The organism is Pedobacter steynii, assembly GCF_900103665.1.
Lineage (GTDB): Bacteria > Bacteroidota > Bacteroidia > Sphingobacteriales > Sphingobacteriaceae > Pedobacter > Pedobacter steynii.
On the sequence record NZ_FNGY01000010.1, the window covers coordinates 153,367 to 169,830 of the forward strand.

Below are 16,464 nucleotides of genomic sequence, written 5' to 3' on the forward strand. Positions count from 1 at the left end.
CGAGCTCCTGAATACCATTGAAATCAATAAATATCAATGAATAATAGGCGCATGATAGCTTCATAACCGCTAAACCGAGTTTACGAGTTCTTGAGAACCATTGAAAATCAATAAAGAACACGAAAAAAACAATAATATACCAATCAAAAAAGTTAGTAATTTAGTCCCTCGCTAAAATTGCAACATGTGGGGTATTAAAAATCAGGGGGTTATATTTTTGAGAATGGGGTTGTTCAGCTTGTTTTTTTGTTTGTGGGCTTGTAAAAAAGTACCTGTAGCAGATCAGAAAATCAAGCCTCCGGTAAGGTCTTACGTGGTAACAGCAAGAATTGATAAAAAAGGAACCAATACGAATTCTGAAGGAACAGCGGTGTTAAAAGGAGCGTACGACGAAGGAACAAAATTGTTGAGCTACAAGCTGGAATATAAGGATTTGGTGCCGGAAGAAATCAGCCTTAGAAACGGGACAAAAGGTTCGAAGGGAACATTAACCGCAGTTCTTTATAAGAAATCCGGGGCAACAGTACCCTTACCATTGTCCGGTACACTTACTTTAAGTCCATTGCAGGAAAGAAACCTGCTAAAAGGATTATGGTTTGTAGCCATTAATACATTAGCTAAATCTCCTGAAATTTCAGGCATATTGACACTAAAGCAAAATTAGGAGGGTATCATGAGCAGCGAACCGATACTTAGCCCGCTTAATGAAGATTTAATACTGATCAGCGCGATCAGTAAAAAAGATAAAAAGGTATTTGAAGCCTTTTATAAAAAATATTATAAACAGTTGTTTAGTACGGCCTACCAGTATGTAGGACAGTCGGAAGCAGCAGAGGAAATTGTTCATGATTTGTTTATCACCATATGGAATAAAGCGGATCAGTTAAATATTCAGCATTCAATGAAAAGTTATTTGTTCAGGGCAATCGTAAATTCCTCACTGAACTTCATCAAGAAAGAAAAGATGAATGCAATGAAGCAATTGGCCTGGCAAAACAGTCATGAGGAACCATTGACAGCAGATGGAGAAGCTGCTGAAAAAGAAGAAACGTTGTTGAAAAACCTGGAAGAAGCACTGGTGCTATTGCCGGAAAAATGCAAGCAGGTGATGTACCTGAGCCGCTTTGGTAAACTGAAACAGCAGGAGATCGCAGATCAGATGGGGATTTCCCTGAAAACAGTAAAAAACCATTTGACTTATGGCTTTCAGAGGCTTAGAAATCATCTGGAAAAACATGGACCGGTCGTCATTCTTTTGATCCTGTTCTTAAAAATAATCATACGCTAACTCATCCCTACAATGAAAAATTTTGAAACAAACGAAGAGCTTATTTTTGGACTGATCATAGATGATCTGGACAATACCATAACTCCCGCAAACAAGGAATTGCTGAGGCAATGGAGGCAAGCTGACCCTGCCAATGAAAAAACCTATCAGGAATTTCTGAACGTTCAGGTAAACCTTGATAAATTGGTGGGACGCCTCGATATTGATGCCCAGCGCTCCTGGGAATCTCTCGATAAAAAAATAGAAAATACTCCTGCTTTGGAAGAACTTCCTCTTTTTAAAAAAGAAAAACAAAACCATTACTGGCTTAAGATTGCCGCATCATTACTGATCCTATGCTCCATCGGGTATTACTTTGTTCAGAAAAATCAGCATGTGGTCATTAGTACAGATCAACAGGCTACAGTAACTAATATTGTCCTTCCGGATGGAACAGCGGTTAAATTGAATGCGGCAACAACCATCAGTTACAATAAAAGCAACTTTAGAAGAGATCGGAAACTGGAACTGCTAAAAGGCGAGGCCTTTGTACAGGTGGCTGAGGATAAGAACGTTCAGTTTAGAGTAGACCTTGGAGAGCTGGAAGCAAAGGATATTGGAACCCGTTTTAACATCAGCAAAAATGAACATAAAATAGCGGTGATTGTTGAAGAAGGTAAAGTCGCATTGCGACACCACAGCAGCAAGAAAGAAGTGCTGCTAACAGCGGGTAAAATAGGACTTTACAATCCGGCTACCAAAGAATTGATTGCGGCCAACAATCCGGATCTTAATTATAAAGCCTGGATAGATAAAAACTTTGTATTTACTGCTGTTCCCATAGCGGAAGTCGCCAGCCAGCTGGAGAAGGCTTACAGTTCCAGAATTGACATCAGGGGTGATCAGCTCAAAAAACGTAAACTGACGGCCAGCCTGAAATATCAGACCCTGGATAGTGCACTTGCCGTGATCTCCGCTTCTTTACAATGTAAAGTGGCAAAATCCCAAAACACCTATACCTTATATGACAATTAATGAAGTTTTATAGGTGGCTTTACTGCCTTTGTATTCTTTTATTTTTTACGGGTTCCATCAGGGGATATGCCCAGACTAAAAACATCCTGGATCAGCAATTAAGCATAAACATACCTGCCGATTCCCTGATCCTGGCGTTAAATCTGCTGGAGTCAAAGGCAAAATGTAGCTTTGCCTATGACCCGGATCAATTGCGGAATAAAAAGACCGCAGCTTTTCATTTTTCTAAAACCCCATTAAGCGGAATTTTAGAGCAGTTGCTCTTTGGAACCAAACTAGGCTTTAAACTGATCGGGGCGGATATTGTAATCGCGCCGGTAAAACCAACAACAGGGACCATCCGTGGCCATGTCCGGGACGGATCAAGCGGGGAAGAACTCATAGGAGCCACACTCTATATTCCCGAGCTGGGGGTGGGGATCAATACCAATCAATATGGTTTTTATGCGATATCTGTTCCTGAAGGAGTTTATCAGGTACAAATTTCCAATACAGGCTATCAGACAAAGGAAGAAAAAATCCGTTTATATAAAGATCTTGAACTGGAAATTGAACTCCGCCAGAAAACAAACCGTCTGGAAGAAGTCGAAATTAAGCAATCGGCCATTGCACCGAACCCAATCTTGTTAAATGAACAGAATTTCGGCATTAAGCAGCTAAATAATGCCGCTTATTATGCCGGAGAGACGGATGTTGTGAAACGATTGCAAATGCAGAACGGAATCAAATCGATGTCCGAGGGCAGCTCCGGCTTATTCGTCAGAGGAGGTAATACCGATCAGAACCTGGTGATGCTGGATGAGGCGATTGTCTATAATCCTTCTCATTTATACGGTTTGGTATCTGTGTTTAATCCCGATGTGGTCAACAACGTACAGATTTACAGGGATTATATGCCGGCCAATTTTGGCGGAAGACTTTCTTCAGTGCTGGTGAACAAAATGGCGGAAGGAAACAATAAAGAGTACCATCTTAGTGGTGGCATAAACCTGATGTCGGCCCGCATGGCCGTAGAAGGGCCGATTGTAAAAGAGAAAGGCTCCTTTATCGTTGCTTTCAGAAGAAGCCTGCTGGATGTATTTCAAAATAATTTCAAGTTGTTTAGCCCCTATTCGGTCTATTACGACCTCAATGCCAAAGCCAATTACAGGCTCAATAAAAATAACAGCGTTTTCTATTCTGTCTATGCTGGTCAGGATAAATTACTGTCCGAAAATTCCTATACCAACAACTGGGGAAACCTGACTTCCACGCTGCGCTGGAACCACATTTTTAACGCAAAGATCTTTCAGAACATTTCTGTGATTTATAGCAACTATAGCAACCTGCTGGACCTGAATGCGGACACACTTTCACAAAAAACACAATGGAGTACCGGGGTGAGGGACATTACGCTGAAAGCAGATTATACCTATTACTACAGCCCGGTAAACCAGATTAAGTTTGGTGCTTCAGGAATCTATCACCTGTTTAGTCCCGGAGAAATCCGTAAATCACCGAAGGATGAGTTTAACATCTCCCGTGATAAATCTCTGGAAGCAGCATTATATTATGTGCAGCAAATCACATTAAACAAATCTTTTGAACTGAGCTATGGCCTTCGCCTGGGGCTGTTTAAAAATGTTCAGGAACGGAATAATGTCTTCGATCCCCAGGGAAACCGCATCAGTGTAAATGAAGTAAAGGTATTTGTTAACCCGGAACCCCGTTTGAACATCAGTTACCTGCCGAGTGCATCGGAACGCTTTTTCCTGACTTATAACCGCAATTACCAGTACCTCCAGCTGATCCAGAACAGCACCCTGGCATTTTCTTCATTGGAACCATGGATTCCTGCTTCAAAAACAATTAAGCCTCAGCATTCTGATTACTTTTCTATGGGCTATCGTTATTCGCCGACAAATTTCGTGCTTTCAGTGAATGCCTATTATAAATACCTGGACCATCAGCTGGATTTGATTGATCATGCGCAAATCATCAAAAACCCGGAAGTAAGAAGCCAGCTGAGAGCCGGAAAATCAAATGCCTATGGACTGGAGGTTGAACTGACCAAAACGGAAGGAAAGCTAAGTGGAACGATTGCTTACAGCTATTCCAGGGTATTCCGGAAGATCGCCGATATTAACTTCGGCAATAGGTTTGCCGCGAATTACGACATCCCGCACGAATTGAAAATAACGGCCAGGTATGACCTGACCAGACAATTGTCTTTCCAGGGATTTTTTATCTATTCTACGGGAAGACCATTGACCCTCCCTGTTGGTTACTATCAGCATGATGGTTTAAACGTGCCCATCTTTGAGGAAAGGAATACGTCCAGATTTCCTGATTTTAGTCGCCTGGATCTGTCTGCCCAATACCAGTTTCAAACCAGGTTATTTGGAAAACGACACATTTCCAGTACCATCTCCGTAGGTACGTACAACTTGTATAACCGGAAGAATCCACTGTATTATCACCTGAATTCTTCCTCATTTGAAACAAAAAAGAGTAATATTGAATACGGTTTCGGTTTTTATCCATGGATCGCTTACAGTTTTAAGATTTAGTATGAGGAACTATCTGCTGTTAATGGTACTTCTTATTCCGGGGTTGTCAGGATGTAAGAAATCTCTGGATGATCAGTTCCTCGTTCCAAAACGGCAGTATGATCTGTCGGTGGAAGGAGGGTTCAATACCCGGTTTACGACCCAGTATATCCGGCTTTCCAAGCCAGCGATGAGCCCCGATCAGGACCCAACACCCATTTCTAAAGCAGTGATTAGTATAAACGACGGGAGATCTGGTGTCGGTGGAAAATCTGATATCCTGTTTAAGGAGTCCGCGGTAAAAGGAGTCTATACCGGAACGGCTATAAATGAACCCAATTATAATGGAGCTTATACCCTGACCATCAAATACAACGATAAATCGTATACTGCCGTGGATACCTTGAGGCAGGTAGTCAATATTGTAGATGATTTCCTGCCCTTGTCAACAAAAATAGCGGCAGATGGAAAGTATAACGGAACGATTCCCAAACATACATTCGGTTATCTGAACCCTAATAAATGGATGATTTCTTATTCGGATATTCCCTTATGGAACCCCGGTAAATTTGATCAGTCCAAATACTACAGTTATACGCATGTTCTGGGCTCTCCAAATTCGCTTTATCCGCTCAATAATCTAAAAAGAACTTTTACCCTGGGCAAAGACGATTACATCACGATTTATAAGTTGTCGCTTTCTGAGCGCTATGCCAAATACCTCTATGACGTATTTATGGAAACAGACTGGAGTGGGCTTTTTTCCAGTGTTCCCGTCAATGCTACAGGGAATATATCCGGAAATGTACAGGGATATTTCTATGCAATAGATGTTGATGCCCGGAGGTACAAGGCGAGCGAGTTGTAATATGTCCTGATTTGTGGCCTTGATATTGCAGGTCATTCCCATTATCAGGAGCTTATGGCACAGGAGAAATCAGTAAAAAAGAGATGGTGGAAATGGGTTGCCGGAATTTTCGCGACCCTTCTTCTTATAGCAATTGGATCAGGACTCTATTTATATCATAAATGGAAACCCATTCTTTCCGAAAAAATAAAAAAAACAGTGGTGAATAGCTCTCAAGGCTTATATATACTCGATTTTAAAGATATTCATTTAAATGTATTGACGGGTACAGCCTCTGTAGACGAGGCGGTGCTGAACCCGGATACCATCGTGTTTTCTGCCTTGAAAAAAGTTGGACTGGCCCCGGCAAACTTGTTTCAGGTTAAAGTGAAAAAGCTACAAATCAATCATATCGGCCTGCTCAATGCTTATTTTAATAAAAAAGTTGACATCAGCAGTATAGTGCTGGATCAGCCTTCCATCAATATGATCCACTATAAGGTCCGCAAAAGAAAGGATAGCCTGAAACCGGAGCTCAGCCTGTATCAACTGTTGCCCGGAAGAATAAAATCAATTCATGTCAATGCCATCAGAATCGTAAATGCAGATTTTGATTATGTGAAAGGAGAAACCTCGAAACCTTTAAACAGAATCAGGAAACTAAACCTGAATGTTAAAGATTTGCTGATCGATTCTCTGTCACAATATGATACGACCCGTTTCTACCATACCAAAGATATTGGTTTTGAATTGACCGGATACCAGTCTAAAGACAAAATGTACCTGACTAAAGCGGATACCATTTCGGGCTCTGCAACCGGAAAAACCATACGGATTCAGGGGCTCAAAATGATCCCTTTACATCCTGATCTGGCCTTTAGCCGGATGTACAAATATGGAAAAGACCGCTATGACCTGAATTTTAGCGAGATCAGCTTTTCGGGAGTAGATTTTCTTCGCTTAAATGAAGAGGAGGTGTTTCATGCGAAAACGCTGAGGCTTGGCCCCTCCAAAGTGGGCATATTTTTAAACCGGGAGATGCCACCGGCTCCGGGCCTGGATAAAGGAGCGAACTTCCCGCACATGGCCCTGAGAAAATTAACCCTGCCGGCGACTATTGATACGGTAAAACTCGAGGATATCGATCTCGCCTACACGGAGTACAATCCCATTAGTCAGAAGAGAGGGACGGTTTATTTTCAAAACCTGAATGGAACAATACGTCACGTGACCACCGATTCCTTAAGCCTGGTTAAAAGCAACCATGCCATCGCCAATCTGAATGCGATGGTGATGAAAAAGACTAAAATTAATCTTCAGATAGATTTCAACCTGACGGATAAAAATGGGGCGTTCAGCTATTCTGGCGCTGCAGGATCCTTAGATCTGAAAGCCCTTAACCCGGTAGCTGTTCCATTAGGACTGATTGAAATTGAAAGCGGTAATATGCAGAAAGTTGATTTCAATTTTACCGCAAACCGCAATGGCTCTTCCGGAAAGGTTCATTTTTATTATACGGACCTGAAGCTGAAATTGCTCAAAGAAGGGGAGAATGGAGCAGCTCCGAAGAAAAAAGGGCTGTTATCTTTCCTGGCCAATAACCTGCTCGTGGAAGATGCAAATCCCGCTAAAGGGGCAGCAGCAAGAACAGCGAATGTTACCTTTCAACGCTCCCCGGCGGCTTCTTTTTTTAATCTGCTCTGGAAAGGGGTGTTTGTGGGGATGCGCGAAACAGCCGGCCTTGGCATGGTCCCGGTAAAAACACCGGAGGAAGGAACGGAAGCCATTAAGGAGAAGAAAAAGGAGCGCAAAGAGAAAAGTAGAGCACGAGAGGAAAAGAAGCGCGAAAAAAAAGTATCTTAGGGTATTCAGTGTAAGGCCTATGATTGAAAAATCCCGAAAAAGAAAGAAGATACTGATTTGGACAGGGGGCATTATACTAATACTGGTACTGGGCATTAGCCTGACCTCAAAGTATTTTGCCAATAAATTCAAACCCTTAATAAAAGCACAGATCAAAGAGCTGGTTTTAAGGTCTACGGACAGCCTGTACCATATTGAATTTTCTGCTATCCGGATTAATCTGCTCACTGCGAATGCTTCTTTAACGGAAGTGAAAGTAATCCCCGATACGCAGGTTTTTAAAAAGCTGACCGCCTTAAAGAAAGCACCCAATAACATCTATTATGTGGAACTGGAGAAATTGGGAATCAGAAATTTTCACCTCTTCAGGTTACTCAGACACCGTAAACTAAATATTAGTCAGCTCCGCCTGGACAATCCAAATGTGGTCATGATCAATAAACAGTTCGACTTCAATGAAGATAAACAGCCCCGGCCCAACCAAAGTCCCTACGACTATATCTCTGCCTACCTGAAAGAATTCCGCATTCATACCATCGATTTTAACAACGTCAGGTTTAAATACATCAACAATAACAAAGCAAAGCCGGAAATAGATTCCGTGAAAAATCTGAACATTAGGCTGAAAGACTACCTGATCGATCCTCATTCTGCAACAGATAAAAACCGCCTGTATTTATTGAAGGATGTGAAGATCAATTTGAACAACTATACTTTTGCTACTCCGGACAGCCTGTACCGCCTCAACCTGAATCAACTGGATTTTTCTGCCGCTTCCGGCAAACTGAACATTAAAAGTTTCAGCCTGATCCCCAGGTATGACGAGATGAGGTTTGGCCAGATCCTCGGCTATGCCAAAGACAGGTATGAGATTCAAATGAGCGACATTAGCCTGGATGGCATCAACCTGCCTTTATACATTCTTAAACAGGAACTTTTTGCCAGAGAAATGAACATCGCCAATGGGTCTGTTGCCGTATTCAACAACAACTCCCTCGCCAAAAGGAATACGGAAAAAATCGGACGGTATCCCCATCAGCTGCTGCAAAAGGTAGAAGCAAAGCTGAACATCAGTAAACTTAACCTGAGCAATGTAAATATCAGCTATTCTGAGTTTGACCGGGATAGCAGGCAGAAGGGAACGATCAGCTTTGAAAACACCTCCGGGAGCTTTAGCAATGTGACGAATACTCCTAAGTACAAATCCTTAAATCCATTTATGACGGCCAGTTTAACGAGCTATCTGATGGGAAAGGGGAAACTGGATGTTAACTTTAAATTCGACCTGAATGCCAAAGATGGCGCTTTTTCGTATTCCGGGGTTCTGGGACCCATGGAAGGCCGCTCGCTGAACCGCATCACCAGGCCATTGGGAATGGTGGAGGTGAAAAGCGGAACGGTAAAAAAACTGGAGTTTCTGATCGATGCCAACGACCGGAAGGCCAGCGGGCTGATGAAATTTCAATACAATGACCTTTCGGTAAACCTGCTGAAAAGAGAGGAGGGGGAGAGTCGTCTGGTGCGACAGGGCTGGATGTCCTTCCTTGCCAATGCCATCATCCTCAATCCCAATAATCCCGATAGCAGTGGCATCCTGATTACTGCAGCAATTCATGAAGAACGAAAAAAGAATGGTTCCTTCTTCGCTTTTATCTGGAGAAGCCTCTTACAGGGAATCAAACATAGTGTTGGCGTGACTGAGGCGAAACAGCAAAAGATCAAAACACAGATCGCCCGCTTTGGACAGATGAAGATCGATCGTGAAGCCCGGCAAGCCAGGAGAGAAAAAAGAAGGCTCCTGCGGAAAAAAGCAGAAGCCCTTAGAAAAAAATAACTATTTGTTGATGGATAACTTTTTCCCTGCAAGGTCTTCCCAACGGTAAAACTGGAAAGTCTTGTCATCGCTCATCGCCACAAACAGCCCATGCTTAAAGTCCCCGTTTAATGGGCCTGAGTAAATATCTGAACCATCACTGTTATTGGTGGAAACAGGAATGCTGGTCAGCAATACATGATCATGAGGGCCGGATTTTCCTTCGCGGTTAAAGACCTGGAAATGATTTGCCGCCTGATCGGAAACGAGGATATAACCGGTGGTAGGGGATGTCTTATAAATGCTGATCCCTTCATTGTCCTCTTTGAATCCTGTTTTTGCGAATAAGGCAAGTTCTTCATTTCCTTTGGCAGGATCTGCGTAATATTTTCTTACCCCAAACTGCTCGTCAGAATAATAGATATAACCCAACTCATTGTCTACCGCGATCGATTCAATTTCTTTCTTTCCGCTGTATTTGCCGAATTTCCTTTTCAGGCTGGCCTTCAGTTTACCTGTGCCATCGTCTTCCAGCAGGTATTGCCATAAATATCCATCAGCAGGCCCTGTTTTACGGCCTACAATGGCGTAAACCTCTCCTTTTGGCGATGTGTACAGGGCAATGCCCATCAGGTCTCTATACAGCTCTTTTTGTTCTCCTTCGAAAACCGGAATTCCTCCGTTATCAACTGGTTTCATATCCGGTAAGGAAAAGATGCGGAGCTGATGCGTCATTCTTTCCGTCGCAACGGCGATGTCTATCTTTTTGCCGCCCAGTACCAGACCATAAGCAATGTCTACATTGTTGGGCCTTTTCAATCCTTTGACAGTCTTTTCCTTGATGGTCTTCCCTTTAAGGTCGTACACATAAAGTCCGCCATTTTCGTCTTTGTCGGTGCCAATTACTAAGGATTGGGCAGGATCGGCAGGGTTTACCCAGATCGCAGGATCATCAGAGTCGAACTGTACAGGGTCTGAAGTATATAAGGGTTTTACGGCTAGAGGATCTTTCTGTACGGTAGAGCAGGAGATATTCAGCGTCAGCAATAAAGCAGAAAGGCTAAGGATTAAGTTCGGTTTATTCATTAAAAAATTCTTTATAATTAGTCAAAAATTGGTTAGTTGGTTCCAAAAGCGCCGATATAGCTTGCTGCTGCCGGAGAGGTATAGCTGATGCCGTTCATTACTAGTCCATTTACAGCATAGTGTGGCTTGATGTCTGTTTTTCCTTTACCCAATGCCGGTGATCCTGCCTGAAGGTGGAAATCCCATGCCGGAATAAAAGTCGCATTGTTTACAGGAGTAGTTAAAGGGTAATTTACAAATTTAGGATCGTTCAATCCTGCTGTTTTACCGATGATGTCATTTACACCTGCAATGATCTCCGCAGAAGGCTGAAACTGGTCTGCGGTGGCCTGGCTGTTTCCATAGTAAAGGTTATTCCCGAACAGGGATCTTTTGTCTTCTACTTTTTTGGTGTCTCTTTTAATGCCAAAACGTGTGTTCGCAAAGAGGTTGTTAAAGACTTCAACACGTACGGTTGCTTCTACCCAGATCGAGCCACCTTTAGCAGTAGGTCTGCGCCATCCGGTATTGACCATGGTATTGTTATACACCATCACATAGGCCTGAGGCGTGCGGTCGCCGGAGTTCGAAAGTTTTAAGGCATTGGTATTGGCACTGTAGATCAGGTTATAGGCCACATCTGCCACACAACCGGATTTCAGGTTAATGGCCTCGCCACCGGAAACTCCTGTTGTGTAAAATTTGTTATTGGAAAAAATGATCTTTCCCCCATCAATATAGGTGCAATCTTCCTGTAAGTTTCTAAAGATGCTATTGGTGACAACGAGTTTTCCGTTAACATTGGCAAACCAAAGTGCGGGAAGGTTTTCTCCGGCCACTCCCTTGTACAGGTTTTGCTTTACCGAGGTCGAAGCGTCTGACGTCGTTGCTCCGGCATATTCAATAATGGTATGGTCCAGCAGGAGTTCCTGACAGCTCGGTGCAGCCAGAATCCCTCCCCACAGACGGCCGAATTCTTTAGTTCTGGCACCTTCTGCTACCGTAAAACGGATGGGAAATTCTGCCGTTCCCTGCGCATAAAGATTTCCTCTTACAATGATCTCTGGTTTTGAAAGGGTATCCATGAGTACCGTAACCCCTTCTTCAATCGTTAGTGATTGTCCTTCTGGTATGATGATATCGCCCTTGATCAGCTGGGTGCTTCCTTTTTTCCAGACGCCTGATGCTGCTCCGGAAATTGTGCCATTACCGGTATCCGGATCTGCGTCACTATTTGCTTTTTTACATCCTGCAAAAAGTGCTGCGGTTAAAGTCAGGCAGATAAATAGTTGTTTTGCTTTCATGTCTTTTATAATTTATAGCGAAGACCTAATAAATAATTCTGTTTGTAATAATCGTTACGGATGAGGGTATTGCCATCAAACTCCTGAGCGGTGGTTTGTGAATTTTTCTCGTTCGTTCCTTTGATAAATAATTTCAATGGCGTGTTCAACAGGTTTCCGGCTTTAATAAATACGCTCAGGTTGTTCTTAAATTTCTTTTCTGCCGAAGCATCCATCTGGATAAAACCCTTCTGCCACAGGTCATTGTTTAAGAACTGAGAAATGGTGTTGATCCTTTCTCCGGTATAAGAGGCGGCCAGCTGGGCATCCCAGCCTTTTTTACTGTCTTTGTACAATAGGGAAACATTGGCAATATGTGCAGACTGCCCGAACAGAGGTCTGCTTTGATTGGTGCTGAGTGGTTGAAGATCTCCATTTGCATCACGTATTCTATACGTTTTAGTGGTCGTAATCCTCGAGTGGGTATAGGTGTAATTGGCTTTAACCCCGAACTCATGAAAGAACTTGATATAATCCAGTTCCAATCCATAGTTTTTTGCTGTTCCAAAATTTCCAGGCACATAATAGGTGTCTTGTCCACGGGTTGCGTCAGCCTGAAAGGTATATTCTATAGGATTTTGTATGTTCTTATAAAATGCACCTACCATGAGCTGATCTGTTCCATTGGGAAACAATTCATAACGTAAGTCAAGATTGTCGGCCAGGGCTCTTTTCAGATCAGGGTTTCCTCTTTCCTTATATTCTTCCCTGTTTCCGCCACCTGGAATCAATTCATAAAAACCAGGACGGTTTAGCGACCTGAAATACGAGGCGCGAAGCTGTTCTTTTTTGCTGAGCTTATACTTTAAGTTCATGCTCGGCAGATAGTCCGTATAAACCTGCTTTCCGGAAGGACGAAGTTCTCCTGCGGGAAATAACATGCGGTAACCCTGATCGGTATGTTCTATGCGTAAACCGCCGATCACCTCAAGATCTTTGGTATTCAGTTTAAACATCCCGTATCCTGCGCCGATTTTCTCCGAGGCATCGTAAGTCAGAGGATTGTTTACGGCTCCGGCAGGATTTTTCACGATCCATGAAATATCGCTGTAGTTGTTGAAATCTTTGCCATATTCCAGGTTCTGCGTAGCAGGAGTCAGGGTATAGTTGTTATAAAAACTACTGCGTTGTTTGTCGCGGTATAAAGCTCCCGCACTGAAATCTACATTAACTCCTGCAATGGGTATGGTATAAGTCAGGTCCAGATAACCTGCTTTATCTTCTTCCGTATTGCGTTCCCAGCGACGGGTGTATACGTCTCCGATGGATTGCACTACCGTTTTCCGTTCTGCAAAATTCTCTCTTATTCCAAGAATATTGATCGTACTCTGATCAGGAACATCGTTTTTTGCAGAAGAGTATACTGCAGACCAGTTCAATTTCAGTTGTTTAGGAATCAGCTGATGTTCCCCCTGAAGCGTCGTATTGAAAATCTGCTGTTCTGTAAAGCGGGAACGGGTTTCGTAATTTAATTTGGCGTTCCCTAAGCTCTGGTTATAACCGGAAGAAAAATCAGTCTCTTTTGAATCGCGAAGCTGAGTGCTTTGCAGGTTTACATAAGCGTTGTATAAACTTAATTTGTGTCTTGGATTAAAGATATAATCCAATTTTGCATGGGTTCCATAGCGTTGTTGCTGCTCCGAATACTGACGGTCCTCTCTGGAGGTAATGGTGGCAAAAGGATCCGTATCTACATTAGAAGAATTGTAAAAGGTGCTGTTGCTGCCACGATAAGTGTTTTGATAGCTTCCGGCAAGGAGTACACCGAGTTTGTTATCCAAAAAGCGTCTGCCGACAGATAATCCACCTACCAGACCGGGAGCAGGATGTTTTGAACTGTAATCTATGGTCCCTTTTGGAAAATCAAGCTGTGTGGCTTTATAGTCCTTCCCATTCAATTCATAGGGAGATTTGCCATTGATACCATTGGTCTTGAAACTTGCAAAACCCCTGTCCATGAACAACTGGCTATAACCTGTCGCCAGATTTACTTTCAGTTGTAATTTATCGGGTGCATCTTTCATGACCATGTTGATGGCGCCACCAACGGCATCAGCTTCCATATTGGAGTTGAGTGTTTTGTAAACTTCCAGTCTTTCCAATAATTCGGAAGGAAAAATATCCAGGGGTACATAACGGTATTTATTGTCCGGACTGGGAATTTTCACACCATTTACGAGGGTGTAATTGTACCTTTTATCCATTCCGCGAAGGATGGCATACTGTCCGTCACCGCTACTGCTTCTTTCCACAGATACACCGGATACGCGCTGAATGACATTGGCAACTGTAAGGTCTGGGGAAACTTCCATGGCCCTGCCGGAAACAACATTGACCAGTTGTGGGGATTTCTGCTCAATCCTTCTGGCTGTTTTCTCTGCTGATCCGTCATTTTTAGCAGAGATCATGACTTCATGCAGCTCGGCATCTTTTGTTTCGGATAAGAAAATTTTAACTACAGGGTTGTCTTCTTTAAGAATACTGATCTGTTGGCTGAAGGTCTTGTACATCAGGTAAGATACTTTTATGGTAAATGTTCCTGTTGGTGGATGTTTGATCACGAATGATCCATCGAGTCCGGTGAGGACCGCGCGATCTGTCTTTTCCAGAAGAACAGAAGCGCCCACCAATGCTTCCCCTGTTTTCTGGTCGTAAACATAGCCCTTCAGGCTGGTGGCCCGGGCTGCGGTAATGCTAAATAATAGGCAAAAAAGAACGGGTAATAGTGTCTTCATTTTCTTAATTAATTTGTTGTTGCTGGTTTGTGTTTGCTAACGTTGGTCAAATGTGAGTACTGGCAGATCAGCTTCGAAATTATTGCCGTGAACAAAATGTATACAGCGTTACATGAGGGATATACAAAACGCATACAGCGTGAACATGGATTGTTTAATTAATTGATAATTAGCTGTTTGTCGGTAACATAAAACGCCATTACCATTTGATTAGCGTAATGTTATGCTATTGTTAAGTGTCAGGTATTTTGAAAAAAGGGCTATAAAGTCTGAATAAAAGTGCTGAGATTTTCACCCTGTGGAAGGTTCAGTTTCTTCCTCAATCTATAGCGTGCCACGCGTAAGCTATCCTGTGAAATTCCAAAAAGTGCAGCCATATCTTTAGAGCTCAAATTCATTTTGATCAGTGCGACCAGCCGGATGTCATTTGCAGTGAGTTCGTCACAATGTGCTTTCAGGTGATCGAAAAAAGTCTGATGAATCTGTTCAAACATTCCTGTGAAATCTTTCCAGTGCTGGTCATGACTGATGCTTTGGTTGATCCGTTGCACAAGCTGCTGCAGTTGTCTCTTCTGGTCCCGCTTATCCTCTTTTACCATTTCCTCAATCTGTGACCTGAGGCTTTCCAGAAACTGGTTGCTTTGAATGATGTGGAGAGTATTGCTGGTCAGTTCTTTACTCTTTAACTCCAGCGCATCTTTGATCGCTGTTTTCTGGGTTTCGTAGAGCCTGTTGTTCTGTTCGTTTGCCTTTTGCTCATTTTTGATTTTCAGTCTTTGGCGGCTGATGGTACTTGCGGCGAGGGAAATGAGGAGCACAATAATGAGCACAGCAGCAATCACCATAATCCGGTTGGCATCTTTTTCATTTTCAAACTGAAGAATGGCATCGTCTTTTTGCTGGATCTCGAATAAAGTTTGCAGGAGGGCAAGCTGTTTATTGTTATCCTCCGTAAAAATTTTCAGAAAGATATTCCTGCCGAGCTCACTATAATGATAGGCGCTGTCGTACCTTTTCATCAGGTCGAAATTTTTGGAGAGATCCCTGTAGGCACTGCTGAGCTGGTATTGGTCGTTCATCCGCCTGGCCAGACTTTCTGCTTTTCTGGTATAACCCAACGCTTCTGTATATCGGCCGGTCTTCCGGTAAACATCCCCGATATTGTTAATGATCTCTATCTGTGCACGGTTATTCTTCAACACCGTATTGCCTTCCAGTGCCAGTGTGTAATATTTAAGTGCAGAATCTAAATGAGGCTTGTCTTCATAAATGCTCCCGATATTTTCATAGATTTTCTCAATCCCAGTCTGATCTTTCTCCTTTTTATAGACGTTTAATGCCAGTTGCTGGTATTTCATGGCATTCTGATAATCCAGGCTTTTCTCGTAGGTCTGCCCGATGAGGCCATAAGACCTGGCAATTCCTTTACGGTCTCCGGATTGCTGGTAAAGGCCCAAAGCTTCCTTAAACTTCTCCAGGCATACGCGGTACTGACGGGCATAATAATAGGTTTCCCCAATCTTGTGCAGGTTTTTTGCCAGGTTGTTCCGGTCATGCTGCTGCCGGAAAACCTGATCGGCTTTGTAGTAATAAATGATGGCCTGCGAATAGGCCGCCTGATAATAAAAGAGCTCCCCGATTTGCTGATAGCATAACGCTGCGGTAATAAAGTCTTCCTTTTTCAACGCGGCTTTTAAGGTTTGTTTGATCTTTAGAAAAGCGGTGTTCGGAGCCTTATGTATTAAGGTGTCAATGACAGGGAAATTGGGTTTGAGGTTCTCTTGTGAGAAGGTAGCAAAGGGATATAGGTTGCCGGATAACAGCAGAAAGAACAGCATCCGGAAGATTTGGCTTGGATAGACTTTTTTCACCCTTTAAAATTACAGGGCCCAGTATTAATAAATTGTTAAATCAACCGGAATGCTTAACCTTAAAAAAGGCCGCCTCTAAACGAATAGGGCGGCCTGA

At 42.9% G+C, this 16,464-nt stretch carries 11 protein-coding genes; 7 read left to right on the forward strand and 4 right to left on the reverse strand.

The window, feature by feature from the left end:
* The first annotated feature begins 223 nt into the window (after positions 1 to 223).
* From BLQ87_RS25005 to BLQ87_RS25035, 7 genes are read left to right on the forward strand one after another with little or no spacing between them, the layout of a single operon-like run.
* On the forward strand, positions 224 to 664 hold the full coding sequence (locus BLQ87_RS25005) for a hypothetical protein (RefSeq protein ID WP_074611773.1): 441 nt from the start codon (positions 224 to 226) through the stop codon (positions 662 to 664).
* A gap of 9 nt (positions 665 to 673) precedes the next feature.
* The gene (locus tag BLQ87_RS25010) at positions 674 to 1,288 is read left to right on the forward strand and encodes an RNA polymerase sigma factor (protein ID WP_074611654.1); all 615 of its coding nucleotides are present in this window, start codon (positions 674 to 676) and stop codon (positions 1,286 to 1,288) included.
* A gap of 12 nt (positions 1,289 to 1,300) precedes the next feature.
* Positions 1,301 to 2,302, forward strand: coding sequence for a FecR family protein (locus BLQ87_RS25015; RefSeq protein WP_074611655.1), 1,002 nt, complete (start codon positions 1,301 to 1,303; stop codon positions 2,300 to 2,302).
* Positions 2,302 to 4,851, forward strand: a complete 2,550-nt coding sequence (locus BLQ87_RS25020; protein ID WP_083362046.1) for a TonB-dependent receptor — start codon at positions 2,302 to 2,304, stop codon at positions 4,849 to 4,851. The genes BLQ87_RS25015 and BLQ87_RS25020 overlap by 1 nt, the downstream gene beginning before the upstream one ends.
* A gap of 1 nt (position 4,852) precedes the next feature.
* Positions 4,853 to 5,698 (forward strand): DUF4249 domain-containing protein, encoded by an 846-nt coding sequence (locus BLQ87_RS25025; protein ID WP_074611656.1) that lies wholly within the window; start codon positions 4,853 to 4,855, stop codon positions 5,696 to 5,698.
* 54 nt (positions 5,699 to 5,752) lie between these two features.
* Positions 5,753 to 7,540 (forward strand): AsmA family protein, encoded by a 1,788-nt coding sequence (locus BLQ87_RS25030; RefSeq protein WP_074611657.1) that lies wholly within the window; start codon positions 5,753 to 5,755, stop codon positions 7,538 to 7,540.
* 19 nt (positions 7,541 to 7,559) lie between these two features.
* Positions 7,560 to 9,374 carry an AsmA family protein gene (locus tag BLQ87_RS25035; RefSeq protein ID WP_074611658.1) on the forward strand — a complete coding sequence of 605 codons (1,815 nt, stop codon included), beginning with the start codon at positions 7,560 to 7,562 and terminating at the stop codon, positions 9,372 to 9,374.
* On the opposite strand, the gene BLQ87_RS25040 is transcribed toward BLQ87_RS25035, so the two are convergent.
* The 4 genes from BLQ87_RS25040 to BLQ87_RS25055 form a co-directional block, all read right to left on the reverse strand.
* Positions 9,375 to 10,439, reverse strand: coding sequence for a phytase (locus tag BLQ87_RS25040; RefSeq protein ID WP_074611659.1), 1,065 nt, complete (start codon positions 10,437 to 10,439; stop codon positions 9,375 to 9,377).
* Between the two features lie 32 nt (positions 10,440 to 10,471).
* Positions 10,472 to 11,722, reverse strand: a complete 1,251-nt coding sequence (locus BLQ87_RS25045) for a right-handed parallel beta-helix repeat-containing protein (RefSeq protein ID WP_074611660.1) — start codon at positions 11,720 to 11,722, stop codon at positions 10,472 to 10,474.
* Between the two features lie 5 nt (positions 11,723 to 11,727).
* A complete protein-coding gene (locus BLQ87_RS25050) occupies positions 11,728 to 14,496 on the reverse strand; it encodes a TonB-dependent receptor (RefSeq protein WP_074611661.1) in 2,769 nt (922 codons plus the stop codon).
* Positions 14,497 to 14,756: 260 nt separating this feature from the next.
* Positions 14,757 to 16,367: a tetratricopeptide repeat protein gene (locus tag BLQ87_RS25055; RefSeq protein WP_083362047.1), complete on the reverse strand. Its 1,611-nt coding sequence runs from the start codon at positions 16,365 to 16,367 to the stop codon at positions 14,757 to 14,759.
* Positions 16,368 to 16,464 lie beyond the last annotated feature (97 nt).